This window comes from Acinetobacter sp. UBA3106, from assembly GCA_002365595.1.
Taxonomy (GTDB): Bacteria; Pseudomonadota; Gammaproteobacteria; order Pseudomonadales; family Moraxellaceae; genus Acinetobacter.
On sequence record DFAM01000015.1, the window covers coordinates 125,918 to 142,831 of the forward strand.

13 protein-coding genes are annotated in these 16,914 nt (G+C 42.7%); 5 read left to right on the forward strand and 8 right to left on the reverse strand.

Features of this window, described 5'->3' with window-relative positions:
* The first annotated feature begins 105 nt into the window (after positions 1 to 105).
* Positions 106 to 1,260, forward strand: a complete 1,155-nt coding sequence (gene hemW, locus B4C48_RS07360; protein ID WP_291355045.1) for a radical SAM family heme chaperone HemW — start codon at positions 106 to 108, stop codon at positions 1,258 to 1,260.
* 119 nt (positions 1,261 to 1,379) lie between these two features.
* Here the strand turns inward: hemW and B4C48_RS07365 are convergent, their stop codons facing one another.
* The 7 genes from B4C48_RS07365 to hemF all read right to left on the reverse strand — a co-directional run bounded on the left by B4C48_RS07365 (position 1,380) and on the right by hemF (position 8,776).
* Entirely contained in the window at positions 1,380 to 1,970 is a 591-nt protein-coding gene (locus B4C48_RS07365; RefSeq protein WP_291355047.1) for a DUF4142 domain-containing protein, read from the reverse strand.
* Between the two features lie 444 nt (positions 1,971 to 2,414).
* Complete coding sequence (locus B4C48_RS07370) at positions 2,415 to 2,678, reverse strand: hypothetical protein (RefSeq protein WP_291355049.1); 264 nt, start codon at positions 2,676 to 2,678, stop codon at positions 2,415 to 2,417.
* A gap of 379 nt (positions 2,679 to 3,057) precedes the next feature.
* Entirely contained in the window at positions 3,058 to 4,020 is a 963-nt protein-coding gene (locus tag B4C48_RS07375; RefSeq protein WP_291355051.1) for a hypothetical protein, read from the reverse strand.
* Between the two features lie 125 nt (positions 4,021 to 4,145).
* Entirely contained in the window at positions 4,146 to 5,969 is a 1,824-nt protein-coding gene (locus tag B4C48_RS07380) for an acyl-CoA dehydrogenase C-terminal domain-containing protein (RefSeq protein ID WP_291355053.1), read from the reverse strand.
* Between the two features lie 392 nt (positions 5,970 to 6,361).
* Positions 6,362 to 7,150: a shikimate dehydrogenase gene (aroE, locus tag B4C48_RS07385; RefSeq protein ID WP_291355054.1), complete on the reverse strand. Its 789-nt coding sequence runs from the start codon at positions 7,148 to 7,150 to the stop codon at positions 6,362 to 6,364.
* Positions 7,151 to 7,316: 166 nt separating this feature from the next.
* On the reverse strand, positions 7,317 to 7,523 hold the full coding sequence (locus B4C48_RS07390) for a hypothetical protein (RefSeq protein ID WP_291355056.1): 207 nt from the start codon (positions 7,521 to 7,523) through the stop codon (positions 7,317 to 7,319).
* Positions 7,524 to 7,831: 308 nt separating this feature from the next.
* The gene (hemF, locus tag B4C48_RS07395; protein WP_291355058.1) at positions 7,832 to 8,776 is read right to left on the reverse strand and encodes an oxygen-dependent coproporphyrinogen oxidase; all 945 of its coding nucleotides are present in this window, start codon (positions 8,774 to 8,776) and stop codon (positions 7,832 to 7,834) included.
* A gap of 227 nt (positions 8,777 to 9,003) precedes the next feature.
* Between hemF and hemN the strand changes: the two genes are divergently transcribed.
* A complete protein-coding gene (gene hemN / locus B4C48_RS07400; RefSeq protein ID WP_291355060.1) occupies positions 9,004 to 10,377 on the forward strand; it encodes an oxygen-independent coproporphyrinogen III oxidase in 1,374 nt (457 codons plus the stop codon).
* 117 nt (positions 10,378 to 10,494) lie between these two features.
* Here the strand turns inward: hemN and ribA are convergent, their stop codons facing one another.
* On the reverse strand, positions 10,495 to 11,097 hold the full coding sequence (gene ribA, locus B4C48_RS07405) for a GTP cyclohydrolase II (protein ID WP_291355062.1): 603 nt from the start codon (positions 11,095 to 11,097) through the stop codon (positions 10,495 to 10,497).
* A gap of 310 nt (positions 11,098 to 11,407) precedes the next feature.
* On the opposite strand from ribA, the gene dxs reads away from it, so the two are divergent.
* The 3 genes from dxs to B4C48_RS07420 all read left to right on the forward strand — a co-directional run bounded on the left by dxs (position 11,408) and on the right by B4C48_RS07420 (position 16,656).
* Positions 11,408 to 13,315 (forward strand): 1-deoxy-D-xylulose-5-phosphate synthase, encoded by a 1,908-nt coding sequence (dxs, locus tag B4C48_RS07410; protein ID WP_291355064.1) that lies wholly within the window; start codon positions 11,408 to 11,410, stop codon positions 13,313 to 13,315.
* 115 nt (positions 13,316 to 13,430) lie between these two features.
* The gene (locus B4C48_RS07415; RefSeq protein ID WP_291355065.1) at positions 13,431 to 14,261 is read left to right on the forward strand and encodes an inositol monophosphatase family protein; all 831 of its coding nucleotides are present in this window, start codon (positions 13,431 to 13,433) and stop codon (positions 14,259 to 14,261) included.
* A gap of 544 nt (positions 14,262 to 14,805) precedes the next feature.
* A complete protein-coding gene (locus B4C48_RS07420) occupies positions 14,806 to 16,656 on the forward strand; it encodes a DEAD/DEAH box helicase (protein WP_291355067.1) in 1,851 nt (616 codons plus the stop codon).
* Positions 16,657 to 16,914: the final 258 nt, after the last annotated feature.

Genomic DNA, 16,914 nt, shown 5'->3' on the forward strand with positions numbered 1-16,914 from the left:
TGTAGTTTTTCCTAGTGTACCGATATTCATTGTGAGATTTTATCAGTGTCCTGATGCAGTCATGTTAAAATATGCATCTTCCTTTACCCATTTTGAGCTTGTTCCTTGGCTGAATTAAATCCTGCACTGGTACCTTTATCTTTATACATTCACATGCCTTGGTGTGTGCGTAAGTGTCCATATTGTGACTTCAACTCGCATGCTGTCCCGGATGGAAAGCTGTCTTTAGATTTGGAGCAGGAATATTTACAGGCTTTGCTGGCAGACTTTAAAACCCAGCTTGATTTTGCCCAAGGCCGCCAGATTCATAGTGTCTTTATTGGTGGAGGGACGCCGTCACTGATTTCGGCCAAAGGTTATGAATGGCTATTTAGTCAGTTAAAAGCACTTATTCCATTTGAAGATGGCTGTGAAATTACCCTGGAAGCCAATCCGGGAACCGTCGAGCACGATCCTTTTGCCGGTTATTTAAAAGCAGGGATTAACCGTCTTTCCATTGGTGTGCAAAGTTTTAATACCGATCACCTGAAAAAATTAGGGCGTATTCACAGTAATGATGATGCAATCCATGCCATTCATTTGGCCCGTGAAGCCGGTTTTGAGCGTATCAATGTCGATTTGATGCATGGCTTGCCTGAGCAGACTTTAGAACAGGCTTTGCTTGATTTAAAACTGGCGGTAGAAAATGGCGCAACGCATGTGTCTTGGTATCAGCTGACCATTGAACCGAATACCGTATTTTTCCGTACCCAGCCGGTTTTACCGGTTGATGATCTGCTGGAAGATATTCAGGAGCAGGGCGAGGCGTATTTAAAAGCCAGGGGTTTTATCAATTATGAAGTATCGGCCTGGCGTAAAGAAAAACCCTCTGCACATAATTTAAATTACTGGCAGTTTGGGGATTATCTGGCGATTGGAGCAGGCGCGCATGGCAAAGTGACACGACCTGATGGAGTGTACCGTTTTCAGAAAACTCGTTTGCCGAAAGATTATTTGGCCAAAGTGCCTGCCGAGCATCTTCAGTTTAAACGTATTGAAGATGAAGATATGCCGTTTGAATTTATGATGAATGCACTGCGGTTAAATGAAGGCGTAGCAGCCCAACTGTATGCCGAGCGCACGGGTTTAGACCTGGCTCACTTAAACGAACTTTTAACTTCCTTACGTGCGAGAAAGCTCATGGTTGAAGATCGAAACCGTTTATCTTGTACCGAGCAAGGGCATGTGTTTTTAAACTCTGTGCTGGAAGAGTTTCTTTAATATTCAAATTTGATGTTGATGAAGTGATTTTATAAAGAGTGTGAGCCTAAACAAGCCTAGCTGATCAATGCTAGGCTTATTCAGAATACATGTTCAATAACAATATAGGGCTTCCTATGTTATTTCATCTTTGCAACGATTTGCTGAGCCATTTCCAAATGCTTGGCCACTGCAGTCCGGGTTTGTGTAAGCATGTTTTTTAATTCGGAATTTTTAGCATTCGGTATCAATTGCTTATCAATAGTCATCAGAACTTTACGATGTACTTCAACCTGACTCATCATATAGTCTTTATCAACTGTTGATGACTGATTCAGCTTGGTCACCATCTTATTGCTGTCATTTTGCAATGCAGTACTGATTGTACTCACTTGTGGTGTTAATTTTAGACGTTTTGCCAGGTCTTGGCCTTTTTTCTCATTGGCTGTATGGTCATTAATCATCATCTGAGCATACTTACGGGTTTCATCCATTTTTAGCTTCGGCATGGCAGTTTTTGACTGCATGATCTCACCATTATTGGCGGTGCTTACCACCTTGATCACTTGACTATTCGTTAAACGCTCATGAGCATCGTGCGACATTTGAGAGTGATTTTTGCCATCAGATTTAGACTCAGGTTCCATTGCCATACTTTGAGAGGCAGCAAAACTCAATACACTACTCACTGCCACACAGTGAATCATCTTCTTCATTGTAATCGCGTTCATATTGGCAACCTTTAAAGTTTGTTATTTAAATTTGCCTTTATAAGATAGGCTGCTTCGCTTAAAAGCAGTGTAAAAGTTCAGTAACTTTGTGAGATAAATATATAAAGTGATGATTGCTTTAAGCAAAGACAATAGGCTATTTGTTTATATATTGAACAACAACATGAGATAGAAAACCCCCTATCTGTGTAATGCACTAGCTGAATATGATGCGAATGAATAATTAGGTCGTACCCTTTAACCTTATGGTGATTACAGGGTAATTATAGGAAATTTATTAAATTAGAAATATTTAATCTACAGCTACTGAGCAGTCAATAAAAAAACGATAAGACCTAAAAAAGAGGGCTGCTTATGAATCTAAATAAAATTCTAAATGATTTAGGTATGAGATTAATTTTTATTTAATAAAAAGCCCAATTTTTAAAATTGGGCTTTTCAATATTAACGGTGTTTAGGCGGTAACTTGTAGTGTGGAACATTGTGATAATGTTTGTCTTTGTTAAAGAAACCTTTGTGGTCTTTTTTATCAAAGTGAACATTATGCTGAGGACCGTGATGCATGCCATGTTTAGGCGGCATAGGTTTTTTATTAAAATGATGCGGTGCTGACGGGTGATGTGGATCATAAGAGGGTGCCGCCATTACAGACATTGTCGCAGTGGTAGCAATAAGGCCGATCATAAGAGAAGAAATCAATTTTTTCATGGGGATGCTCATCATTTTTCAATGAGGTCATCATAGGTGGGGTTTGTGGAGATTTGGTGAATCTACCTAGGGGTCTCTTGTAAAACTGATAAATTATCTTATTGTGATACTTTAACTAAATGTTTTAATTGGAATAATTATTTATATATTTTCTATTTTAATCTTATTTGTAATAGTAAATGATTGTTTATTCAACTAATTTATTCATATATTCTTCATATTTTTTACAAAACTGGATCATAATTTGATAGTTATATTCTAAGTTTAAATAAATTAAATTTTCATTATTCGAGATAAGTTCTAAATAATTGGCTTTTGTGCAGCTGCTTCAATTATTTTTTATTCATCTATAGAAAGTTTTTTGAAAATATTCATTTTTTTAATTTGAGTTAATTTTCATTCGGTAAATACGGCCTAAGAATTGTCCATCCTTGCCTATGGCATATAACACATAGAGCTGACGGTTTTTTATATCTACCGTTAAGCCTTCAGGTTCCCAGTATTGTAGGCTGCGCTTGGACAAATTATTAAAATGACCGAGCGTGACATTATCCATTTTTTGAATCAGTTTGCCTGAGAAGTCATATACATAAATTCGTTTAGGTCCTTTATTTTTATTGCCACTTAACAGATAGACATAACTTCCATCGCAGCTCAAACCTTGAAATGCAGCTTTATCATGAGTGAAATCCGAAGCGATCGGCCATTCATCTTCATAGAAAAAACGAAGATCTGTTAATTTTTTCTCGCTAATCAGATCAAATTTAAAAATACGAATCACATTTGTGTGGTGATTATTGCCGCGTACCAGCAGATATTTTCCATCGGGGGTGAGGGTCGGCATGGTATTGGTAATCTTGCTGTATTGGTGATCAAATACCTGAATTAACTGAGTATTAGCGGGTTGAGAATTTGCTGCATATTGAAATTTTAGGATATACCAGCCTTTATTCGGAACGGCTGATCCAGCAGAAGCAAAAAGAAAGTCACTTTGCGGATCGACCGCAATGCCTTGATGACCAATAAGGGGAGAGGGTTTTTGCGCATCTAGCGCCGGCCATACATTCGCGTTGTGAAACTTAAATCTGTTGATCACGCCTTGTTCAGGATTGCCCTCGACATGCGTGCTATACAACAGATCTTGCTGCTGATCGATGGCGATACCTTGCACAATATATCGGTTCCCCAGCCCGGTCCTTAGCAGGGTAATGGGTTCGCCGGCATCGCCTAAATTGGCGGAATGGAATGAATTCCACTCCTGCTCAAGATGCTGGATATTTAAAGGCACAGTTGCACCTTTGGGTTTATAAAAGCGGCTTAGAAGTGAAAATAATTTTTTCATCTAAAAGGTGACCTTATGCTTTTTTATTATTTTATCCTTTTGAAAATCGGCGATGCATTGAGATTATTGTAGCGCATAAAAAAGAGCACCGCAGTGCTCTTTTATTTTGACTCAAGCCTTATAACTTAGTAGTCAAAGCTAAAGTGTTCAGGTGCTAAAGAAATCATGGTTTTCGATGGATTGACCATCGCTTCGGCATGACCTTGGGTACGCGGCAACAAACGTTCGAAGTAGAAATCTGCAACCTTGATTTTTGCTTTATAGAATTCAGGTGTTTCTGCGCCGTTACCTGCTTCCAGTTTCTCAGAAGCCACAGCCGCTTGTTGAGCCCAGTAATAGGCCATCATCGCATAACCCGAGAACATCAAGTAATCAACAGAAGCTGAAGAGACGATGTCGCGGTCTTTACGTGCTGCCAGCATGATGCGAACCGTTAAAGCGTTCCATTGTGCACAAATCTTGGTCAAGTCCCATGCAAAACGGCGCATGTATTTGTTACGTGCGTGACGACCGCAGAAACGCAAGATTTCAGCAGTATAGTCACGTACCACTTTGCCTTTAGAAGAAAGCAATACTTTACGGCCAATCAGGTCAAGTGCCTGAACACCGGTAGTACCTTCATACAGCGTAGCAATACGTGCATCACGGGCAATCTGTTCCATGCCATGCTCTTTAATATATCCATGACCACCGAACACTTGCATACCGTGGTTCGCCGCTTCAAGGCCCAGTTCAGTCAGGAAACCTTTCAAGATTGGGGTATAGAAACCCAGCTTGTCGTCATATTCTTCAAACTTCGCCTGGTCGCCTTGGGTCAGCGCATCGGTCATTTTGTCAGCAAGCTGTGCAGCATGATAAATCATGGCACGGCCACCTTCAGCAATGGCTTTTTGCGTGAGCAACATACGGCGCACGTCAGCATGGTGAATGATCGCATCTGCCACTTGCTCAGGATCTTTCTTGCCAGATAAAGCACGCATAGACATACGTTCTTTGGCATACGGCAATGCACCCTGGAAAGACAATTCCGCGTGAGCAATACCTTGTACAGCTGTACCAATACGCGCCGTATTCATAAAGGTAAACATGGCATGCAAGCCTTTGTGCTGTTCACCAATCAGGTAACCGGTCGCAGCATCAAAGTTGAGAACTGCAGTTGCTGAAGCGCGAATCCCCATTTTATGTTCGATTGAACCACAGGTCACAGGATTGCGTTCACCCACGCCACCATCTGCAGTCGGGATAAATTTAGGTACGATGAACAGCGAAATACCTTTGGTGCCTGCAGGTGCATCTGGAAGGCGGGCAAGCACGATATGAACGATATTTTCTGTTAAATCGTGTTCACCGGCAGAGATAAAGATTTTAGTCCCTGTAATGGCATAGGTACCATCTGCTTGCGGTTCAGCTTTGGTTTTCACTTGCCCCAAGTCTGTACCACATTGTGGTTCAGTTAAGCACATGGTGCCCGACCAGGTTCCGGCAGTTAAATGCGGCATGTAGGTATTTTTTTGTTCTTCAGTCCCGAACTGCATGATGGTATTCATACAGCCCATGCTCAAACCTGGATACATGGTGAATGACCAGTTCGCAGTACCCATCATTTCCGATTTGATCAGGTTAAGCGACATTGGCAAGCCTTGACCACCAAACTCTTCCGGATAAGACAGACCTTGCCAGCCGCCCTGCACGAATTGGTCATATGCTTCTTTAAAACCTTTTGGTGTTTTTACTTCACCATTTTCAAAATGGCAGCCTTCTTCATCACCAGATTGGTTAATCGGAGAAAGGACGTTTTCACAGAAATCTGCCGCACCTTCAAGAATCATATCTACAGTGTCAGCATCTGCTGCTTCACCATTTGAAAGACTTTTATAATGTGTCGGGTAATCAAGCACTTCGTTCATCAAGAACCGAATATCGTGCAAAGGGGCTTTATAAGCTGGCATATTGTTAATCCTAATTTAGAAATAGTATTGGATTATCAGAATCGATAATTTGATTATTCACATTGTTGATTAAAATACATTGATGATGCAGCCTGAGAGAAATGTCAGAAAGGCTAATTTAAAATATTATGGTTCAGTTTCAAGTTTAAATAATTATATGCTTTTGTACGATTTTTTGTGCATGCTACTTTCGGTTAATCTTATAAAAATATAATTAAATAAAAAGGTTATCATTATTTTTGACAGAAAGATAATGAATTTTCTATTTTGGTCAAAAGCAAGATCGATAAATGACAATGGATGTCATAAAATCCAATACTAAGCCATTTAAACCGATAAAAAATGAAAAGAAGCAGAGACTTACTTCTTTTCAATTACTGGATTAATACCACTTAAAGAAAATCTTTCAGCTCAGGCTTGACTCCGTTCCAGATTGAAAAAGATTCAATCGCTTGTCCAACCAGCATGCCATAACCTTCTGAAGTCGGAACACCGCGTAGCTTGGCTTGATCTAAAAAGCTTGATGGTTTGCCATAAGCCATTTCATAGGCATGCTTAAATTTTAGCGTTTCAGGTAAAACCAGAGCATCGCCCGTTAAACTTGCAGAAGTGGCATTAATGACGATGTCAAAATTGCCGGCCAGATCATTTAATGAAATGGCTTCGAGACTAGCTTGCGGCACAGCGGGCTTTAAATCGGCCACCAGTTGTTCTGCACGGGCTAAAGTGCGGTTGGCAATCACAATCTTTTTCACACCCGCCTGTACCAGCGGATAAATCACGCCACGGGTAGCACCGCCAGCACCGATAATTAACACTTCGCTATGGTCAAGCTGCCAGTCTAAGGCTTTAATGGCATCCACCAGTCCTTGCCCGTCAGTATTGTCGCCATAAAGTTTGCCATCTTGCATCCACAGGGTATTCACCGCCTTGGCAATTTTGGCACGCTCGGTTAATACAGAGCAGGCTGCAAAAGCCTGCTCCTTGAAAGGCACTGTTACATTCATGCCAATCCCGCCCTGAGCAAAGAATTGCTGGAGATCGGCTTCAAAGCCATCTAGCGGAGCCAGGCGTCTGCTATAGGTCAGGTCAATACCAGTTTTTTCGGCAAAAGCATGATGCAGTTCTGGAGAACGTGATTGTTCAATAGGATTGCCAATCACGGCAAATTGTTTGCTCATTTCGCAAGGTCCCTCGGCGGAAATGGCATTCAATATACGTGATTTTTCCCCCAGGCTAAAGCCAGTCAAGGGGGAAGATTAAAAAGAGGCAGGAGGGAAGGAGAAAATTATTTCTATTTAATTATGTTTAACGCTGGTCACTTTGAAGCAGTAATTTAAATTCTATTTAAGGATTACAAATTTCGTGAATAGTATCTTCAAGCCACATTGCTGCAGTAAACAACAGGGCAAAAGCTGCAAATATGGTAAAGGTAATCGACAAGCTATCCGCAAGGGTATTGTGAGACAGTAAAGTGGTGGTGATTGAACAAACAATCATGGTCAAAATACACCAAAATAGAATGACTTTGTGGTTTAGAATGGTATTAAACATAGTTATCTCTCTTAAGCATGAATTGTTTTATTTGGGCATGCTTTTAACATTGTGATCTTAAATTGAATGATTCAGTCTAAACGATTTTACAGTGACTAAAGAGACTAGTGCTGTAAGTAAATATGTCAAAGTTATGCATATTGCTGGAATAGCAAACTATTTTTCTGAACCAATGTTCTGAACCAAGCCAAGATTTATTGAATAGGGATAAAAGTTAAAAGCAGGTTGTTTATCACAGCATCAAGTCAATTAAAAAATCCCTTTCCGGTCAGGGTAAAGGGATTCAATATTTTGAGCTGTGTTTTGAATTATGCTTTAAGCTCGGTCAGCCAGTCGTGCGGTTTTAAATAATAGTCGGTTAAACGTTTTTCGGGCGAATTTTCATCCCACTCAGGACGATACGACCAGGCTGCAAGCGGTGGCATACTGACTAAAATGGATTCAATCCGGCCACCGGTTTGCAGGCCAAACAGCGTGCCGCGGTCATAGACCAGATTGTATTCCACATAACGACCACGGCGATACAGCTGGAAGTCACGCTGCGCTTCAGTATAGGCTTTATCCTGATTGCGCTGAAAAATAGGTAAAATAGCCTCTAAATAGCCGTTACCTACTGCTTGCATATACTCAAAGCAGGTTTCAAAATCCCACTGGTTTAGATCATCAAAAAATAAGCCTCCAATCCCGCGCTGCTCGTCACGATGCTTTAAATAGAAATAATCATCACACCATTTTTTGTGTTCTGCATACAGCGTATCGCCAAATGGTGCGCATAGATCATGGGCCTTTTGATGCCAAGCCAACACATCCTCATCACTCGGATAAAAGGGCGTCAGGTCGAAGCCACCACCGAACCACCAGATGGGATCCTGGCCTTCTTTTTCCGCCACAAATAAACGAACGTTGGCATGTGAAGTCGGCACATTGGGATTTTTCGGATGAATCACCAGCGACACGCCCATAGCCTGAGCCTTGGCACCGGCAATTTGCGGATGGCGCTCTGTGGCAGAAGCCGGGAGTTTGGAAATGTTGATGTGAGAGAACATCACCCCGCCTTTTTCAATCACGCTGCCGTTTTGCAAGACCCGTGAACGGCCACCACCGCCTTCAGGACGCTGCCAATCATCAATTTCAAATTGAGCTGTGCCGCCACCGTATTGTTCTTGTTGTTCAAGTGCCAAGCAAATACGACTTTGCAGATCAAGCAGGAATTCGCGAACGCGTTGAATATCGGCAGATGTAGGATGCTGCATCAAAGCCCTCATAGAGGAAAACAAAACTGAAATACATCAAAGCATAAAAACCGCAAAAAATTAAGCTGTATTTAGCAATCATCAAAACCGGGAAAATGGTTTAAAAGGCTGAAAACTCAGTGAAATCCGACCATTCTGCTAGGTTGAAATCTTTAGCGATGCTCAGCACAATGCTTAAAACAGCTCAAAACCTTGAGCGAATCTGTTTAGGGTGAGGTACCTCAAGCATGTCCATTCAAGTGAATTCACTGATTCAGAAATACAATGTACCCGGACCGCGTTATACCAGTTATCCAACGGTGCCGTATTGGGAAGCCGAGCCATTTTCGCCTGATCTGTGGAAACAGACCTTAAAGCGTTCCTTTGATGAATCCAACCCAAGCGAAGGCATCAGTCTGTATATTCATCTGCCATTTTGTGAAAGCCTGTGTACTTTCTGCGGTTGTCATAAAAAAGTGACCAAAAAACATGAAATGGAGCAGCCTTATATTCAGGCGGTGCTCAAAGAATGGTCTTTATATTGTGAGCTGTTAGCCACAAAACCGAAAATTAAAGAAATTCATTTAGGCGGGGGCACACCGACCTTCTTTTCAGTTGAGCATTTACAACAGTTAATTCAGGGCATTTTAGCCAAAGCGGAAGTTGCTGCTGAGCATGAATTCAGTTTTGAAGGACATCCTAACAATACCACCCGTGAACATCTGCAAGCCTTATATGATCTGGGCTTTCGTCGGGTCAGTTACGGAGTTCAGGATTACAATGAAACGGTGCAAAAAGCCATTCACCGTATTCAGCCTTTTGAACATGTACAGCGTGTAACGGAATGGGCGCGTGCAATTGGTTATACTTCCATTTCACATGATCTGGTATTTGGTTTGCCGTTTCAGAATCTGCAAGATGTGCTGAATACTATTGATCAGACCAGCAGTTTAATGCCAGACCGTTTGGCATTTTATAGCTATGCGCATGTGCCGTGGATCAAGGGCAATGGCCAACGAGGTTTTAAAGATCATGATGTACCTAAAGATGAGCTCAAGCGCCAGCTTTATGAGGAAGGCAAGAAGCAGCTTCTTGGTCATGGCTACCATGAAATTGGCATGGATCATTTTGCCTTAGCTCAGGACAGCATGTATCAGTCTTTTCAGGCAGGCACCTTGCACCGTAATTTTATGGGTTACACCTCGTCTAAAACACAGCTGATGATTGGCTTGGGAATTTCTTCGATTAGCGACAGCTGGTACAGCTTTGCGCAAAATGAAAAGAAACTGGAAGATTATTATGCGCGTCTGGAGCTGGATGAAATTCCGGTGGTTAAAGGTCATGTGCTGAGTACAGAAGATTTAATCATCCGCAAACATATCCTGAATTTGATGTGTACATTCAGCACCAGCTGGCAATCGACGGCCATGCAATTTCCAGAATTGTCCGAGGTTTTGTTGCAACTTGAAGAAATGCAGCAGGATCAATTGCTACAGATGGATGAGCAGGGCATAACGGTGACGGAAAAAGGTAAACCTTTTGTGCGTAATATCTGTATGGCTTTTGATTTGCGCTTAAAACGCCGTATGCCGGAGAATCGGATTTTTTCAATGACGATTTAATCTTATTTAATCCCTGCAAACCTTCCTTTTTAAAGAAGATCACTCCCTCCTTGAGTAAAGGAGGGTCGGGGGTAGATTTGTATTAAAGTCGGGGGGGATTTATAAAATAAGTAGGATTTAAAAATCGCCTTTCTTATACATATGCGCCATGCGTTCATGTTTGGTTTTTAAATACTGGGCATTAAACGGATTTAAGCCGACGGTCAAAGGCACACGGTCAACCACATCAATTCCCAGCTCTTGTAGCGCCTGAATTTTTGAAGGATTATTGGTTACCAGTTTGACCTGTTTCACCTGCAAATGGTCGAGCATGATGGTACACATGTCATAACGTCGTGCATCGGCTGGCAGATCCAGCATCAAGTTGGCATCAACAGTATCATGTCCCTGATCTTGCAGGGCATAAGCACGAATTTTATTGGTCAGTCCAATACCGCGGCCTTCCTGACGTAAATACAGAATCACGCCCTGACCGACTTCATTGATTAATTTTTGCGTAGCTTGAAGCTGTGGACCGCAATCGCATTTCAGTGAGGCAAAAGCATCACCGGTTAAACATTCAGAATGAATCCGCACCAATACCGGTTCAGTCGGGGGAGTGTCTAAGCCTTTAGAAAGAGCTACATGTTCTTCACCTGTGTTAGGGTCTTGAAATACCGTGATTTTAAATTCACCAAAAGCGGTTGGTAATCTTGAAGTCGCGACAAACTCTATAGGCACTGCTTAACTCGTTAAATAGTTCATTAATTGGCTAAAGTATAGCTGAATGCTTGGACATTAGTTGAATTGTAAAGATGAATTTATGCAGAAGATTTTCTTTTTTGTATAAAGCGAACGATAATGGTTGATAAATAGTAAGATTATTCAGGATAATCTCGCTCATGAACAAACACCCAGTATAGAGATTTGCCTCTAAACTGCATCGCTAGAAATGTGGCTGATTTAAAGGTGATACAATTCGATCATTATGCTCGAATAAACCCATTTACCTAGCTTAGGATTTGCCAGGCTTTAGAAGGCTTTGCCATTTATGTTGTATACAGAAATACCGACTCAGCGCCCTGTAACTCCGTTGCTGGATGCGATTGATCATCCTCAACAATTACGATTGCTCGAGCGTAGCCAATTAGAACAAGTGGCGGATGAGTTACGTCAGTACATTTTGTATGCAGCAGGACAAAGCGGTGGGCATTTTGGTGCCAATCTGGGGGTAATCGAACTCACTGTGGCCTTGCACTACTGTTTTAATACCCCACATGATCGTTTAATTTGGGATGTCGGCCATCAGGCCTATCCGCATAAAGCCTTGACCGGTCGCCGTGAACAGTTGACCAGCATTCGTGCCAAAGATGGCTTGGCTGCCTTTCCGGCACGTGAAGAATCTGAATTTGATACTTTTGGGGTAGGGCACTCGTCTACGGCAATTTCTGCCGGACTAGGCATGTCGCTGGCACGCCGTTACCAGAAAGACCCATGTGAAGTAGTGTCAATTATTGGTGATGGTGCCATGACCGCGGGTATGGCCTTTGAAGCCATGAATGATGCGGTAGCACATCAGGCTGATCTGATGGTGGTGCTGAACGATAATGATATGTCGATTTCTTGCAGTACTGGTGGTTTTGCTAAGCATTTAGCCGCAATTTGGGAGCGTGGCGAATTTATCAACGTGACGGAAGAGGGAGAGGCTTATGTACAGCCGCATCCGGAGTGGCTATATAACTCGCGTTTGCACAGTGCAGCAACCGATGCAGCAGACAACCTGTTTAAAGCCATTGGCTTTGACTATTTTGGTCCTTATGACGGTCACGATGTTAAACAGCTGGTGCATGTCTTTAATGCGCTGAAAAAGCGTAAAGGCCCCCGCCTGATTCATATCTATACCAAGAAAGGCAAAGGCTTTGCGCCAGCGGAAGCAGATCAAATTAAATATCATGCGATTAGTAAAATAAATTCCGTATCAACCGTGAGTGCAGCGCCGAAATATTCCGATGTCTTTGGGCAATGGCTCTGTGATGAAGCTGCACAAGATGAACGCTTGCTGGCGATTACTCCGGCCATGTGCGAAGGTTCGGGCATGGTGCAGTTTGCCAAACAGTTCCCGGAACGTTTCTTTGATGTGGCAATTGCCGAACAGCATGCCGTGACATTAGCCGCCGGGATGGCCTGTGAAGGCTTAAAACCGGTGGTGGCGATCTATTCGACCTTCCTGCAACGCGGTTATGACCAGCTGATTCATGACGTGGCTTTACAAAATCTGGATGTTACTTTTGGTATTGATCGTGCAGGGCTAGTGGGTGAAGATGGCCCGACCCATGCCGGTGCCTATGACTACGCCTTTATGCGTACTGTACCGAATATGGTGATTATGGCGCCTAAAGACGAAAATGAATGTCGTCAGATGTTGCATACCGCTTATTTATACAATGGTCCTGCGGCGGTGCGTTATCCACGTGGTAATGGTATCGGTGTTGAAATTGAGCAGCAATTATCGGCTTTGGAGATTGGTAAGGCAGAAATTGTAGCCAGTTTTAATGAACATCAGGATGAACAGATCAGCATTCTGGCATTCGGTAGCCGTGTTACTGCTGCAATTGAAGCAGCACAGGCACTCGCAATAGCCCATGATGTGGGCGTGCGTGTCGTGAATATGCGCTTTGTCAAACCGCTGGATGAGCAGATCATTGAACAACTTGCAGCGACCACCAGTTTATTTGTCACTGTTGAAGAACATGCGGTAATGGCGGGGGCAGGCAGTGCGGTAAACGAGTATTTAGCGCTGGCACAAATTGTTAAACCGATCTTGAATTTGGGTCTGGCGGATGTGTTTATGCCTCAGGCATCACATGCACAAATGTTGCAACAGGCCGGGCTAGATGCCAAAGGCATTGAAAAATCAGTTGAATTGTCCTGGTTAAAGCTTGTGCAATCAGTGTCCTGATCAGTTTAAAAATTTTAGAAACATTTTTTCCCTAAAAGCCCTCATATTTGCTAAAATATGAGGGCTTTTATGCATTATTCTTTATCAGTATCTTCAAATTTGTAGTGGGTGTTCAATGGAACCTATGGTGGTTATGGCTGCGCGTGCGGCTCAATTAGTTGGTCAAGAGCTTTTAAAAGCGCATCAAAATCGTCATAAACTCGATCTACAAGTCGAAGAAAAAGGGATTGATGGTCCGGTAACGCGTGTAGACCGTTATTTGGAACAGTTGACTATCGATACTCTACGTAAAAGCTATAAAAACCACAGCTTCCTTGGTGAAGAGTTTGGTCTGCAAGAAGGTAAAGGTCACGACGCTGACTGGTGTTGGGTGATCGACCCGCTGGATGGGACTTTAAACTTCATTAACGGCTTCCCGCATTTCTGTATTTCTATTGCTGTTCAGCATAAAGGTGTGACTCAACACGGTGTTATTTATGACCCTGTGAAAGACGAGTTATTCTCTGCAAGTCGTGGTCGCGGTGCAATGTTGAACCAACGCCGTATTCGCGTAAATGTTAAAGACAGCCTGCAAAATACTTTCCTTGCCGTAGGTCATGCTTACCGTGCCAAACGTAATGGTGAAGTGATTTCTTATGCAAAAAACCATTTCGATTCATTATTAAACGTGACTGAAGCTGGCGCGCAATACCGTCGTGCAGGTTCTGCTGCATTAGACTTGGCTTATGTGGCTGCCGGTCGTCTGGACGGTTATTTTGAACTTGGTTTGAAGCCTTGGGATATTGCAGCTGGTGAGCTCATCGTGAAAGAAGCGGGTGGTACTGTAGTGGATGCACGTGGTGGTACCGATTCTATGGAAAATGGTCAAGTACTTGCTTGCTCTATGAAAATGCTCAAACCTTTAATGCAAGCTGTTGTTCCAGCTTGGGGTGACGCAGCGAAGTAAGATCGATTAAATCGAGTGATATGACAAAAAAAGCTCTCCTTGCGAGGGCTTTTTTTATTTTTGAATTAAATTCGTAATTTACTAAAAATACCGGTGGGCGCATATTTGCATGCATTTTCTTTGGCATAAAAGGGTTACAATATTGATTGTTTGAAAATTAAACAAAATTGAGTTGTAAAATAGGCTGTTACTGAAAAAAACCGTATTTAAGCGTAATTTGATCGAAAAAAATGATTACTTTTTTAAACCATTCTGTTATTATGCCGCCACGCACTTAAATTTCCGTTCTTTACCTGAACATTATCTTCTAATCATTGTATGCGCGTCCTGTCCATAGAGAGGACATATCCTTCGCGCCCCAATCGCTTAAGCGATTCCTTCAGGTTTGCGGCCGTAATCATATACGTGCGTTATATCCACATCGTCGTTATTCGGATCGCTGCTGAATCCTTATTTTTTCAGCTCTAATTGCTGTGCCGCTTTTTGCCGATGTCCATATTGTAATTTATTAAATGGAGCACCCATTTCAGGGTGAATACTCTCTATGAGCAAAACTTTTGCTGATTTTTCCCTCGATGAGTCATTAACACAGGCTCTTGAAGGTTTAGGTTTTACTACGCCAACTCCTGTACAAGAACAAGCGATTCCAGCTGCACTTGAAGGCAAAGACCTTTTAGTATCAAGCCAAACTGGTTCTGGTAAAACTGCTGCATTCTTGCTTCCAACATTGAATGCCCTTGCAAATCAAGAAACTTTCGTACCGTTCAAAGAACGTATGAAAGCAGTGACTCAACCTTCTATTTTAGTGATTTCTCCTACTCGTGAGCTAGCACAACAAGTATGTCAAGATGCGATTGCATTGGTTCGTCATATGAAAGGTGTACGCGTTGCTGCGATCATGGGCGGTATGCCTTTTGGTAAACAAATCCAGCAGTTAAAAGGTGCGCAAGTTGTTGTTGCGACTCCAGGTCGTTTACTTGACTTGGTGAACCGTCGTCAAATTAAATTGGATAAAGTTGATTCGTTAATTGTCGATGAAGCTGACCGTATGCTTGACCTAGGTTTCTCTGAAGATTTAGAAGCAATTGGTGATTTGGCTGCAAACCGTAAGCAAACACTTATGTTCTCTGCGACTTTTGCACCGCGTATCATTACGCTTGCTGAACGCATGATGAATGATCCAATGCGTATTTCGATCGAAACTGGTCATTCAACTAACACTGACATCACTCAGACTTTGCACTGGACTGATGGCTTTGAACACAAGAAAAAATTATTGACTCACTGGTTAAACGAAGAAGACGTTGATCAAGCAGTGGTATTTGCGTCAACTCAAGAAGACACAGATATGTTGGCTGAAGAACTTGCTGAAGCAGGTTTATCAGTTGTAGCACTTCATGGTGCTATGCCACAAACGGTTCGTAACCGTCGTTTACGTAGCATCCGTGAAGGTCGCGCTAAGATTCTGGTTGCAACTGACGTTGCAGCGCGTGGTCTTGACGTACCAACAATTTCTCACGTAATCAACTTTGGTCTTCCAATGAAGAACGAAGATTATGTACACCGTATTGGTCGTACAGGTCGTGCTGGTCGTACAGGTAAAGCAATTACCCTTGCAACTTACCGTGAACGCGGCAAGATCCGTGCTTTAGAGGACTTCTTGGAAGCGCGTTTAAACGTTTCTGAAATTGAAGGTCTTGAGCCATCTCCACCTCCTGCACGTGGTAGCCGTGATGGCGCTGGTCGCGGTCGTGGCCGTGACGGCGGTCGTCGTGATGGCGGTCGTGGTGGTTTCGGCGGCGGTCGTCGTTTTGAAGGCGAAAGCAACTTCAAACGTCGTGAAGGCGGTGATGATCGTCCACGTCGCAGCTATGATGACAAACCACGTGGTGAACGTCCTGCGTTCGGTGGTGAAGATCGTCCACGTCGTGATTTCGGTGATCGTCCACAACGTCGTGAAGGCGGTTTTGGTGATCGTCCACAACGTTCTTTCGATGATCGTCCAAAGCGTGATTTTGGTGATCGTCCAGCGCCACGTCGCGAAGGCGGTTTCGGTGATCGTCCACAACGTTCTTTTGATGATCGTCCAAAACGTGATTTTGGTGACCGTCCAGCGCCACGTCGTGAAGGTGGTTTCGGTGATCGTCCACAACGTTCGTTTGGTGACAAACCACGTTCGAATGATGACAACCGTGGTAACCGCGTAGACTATAAACCAGCTCGTGAAGGTGGTGATCGTCCACGTCGCGAATTCAATGGTGACCGTCCACAACGTAGCTTTGGTGATCGTCCACAGCGTTCGTTTGGTGATGACCGTCCTAAGCGTACTTTTGGTGAAGATCGTCCTAAACGCAGTTTTGGTGAAGATCGCCCACGTCGTAAATTTAACGACTAATAACGTTAGATTTGGATAGTAAAAAACCGGTGGAAACACCGGTTTTTTTATGGGATTAATCTTTGATCTTATCGAATAAAAATGTATACTAAGTCATATTTTATTTTAATTCTGTTAAGTATGAATAATGAATCTCATCATTATGTCTGGAATTTTAATCAAGAGGTGATTATGCCTTATATTGGTTTGATTTTATTACTCGGCAATATTGCGTACTATATTTATAATTCTTTTCTGTAATACAGTATCCTGTTTGTT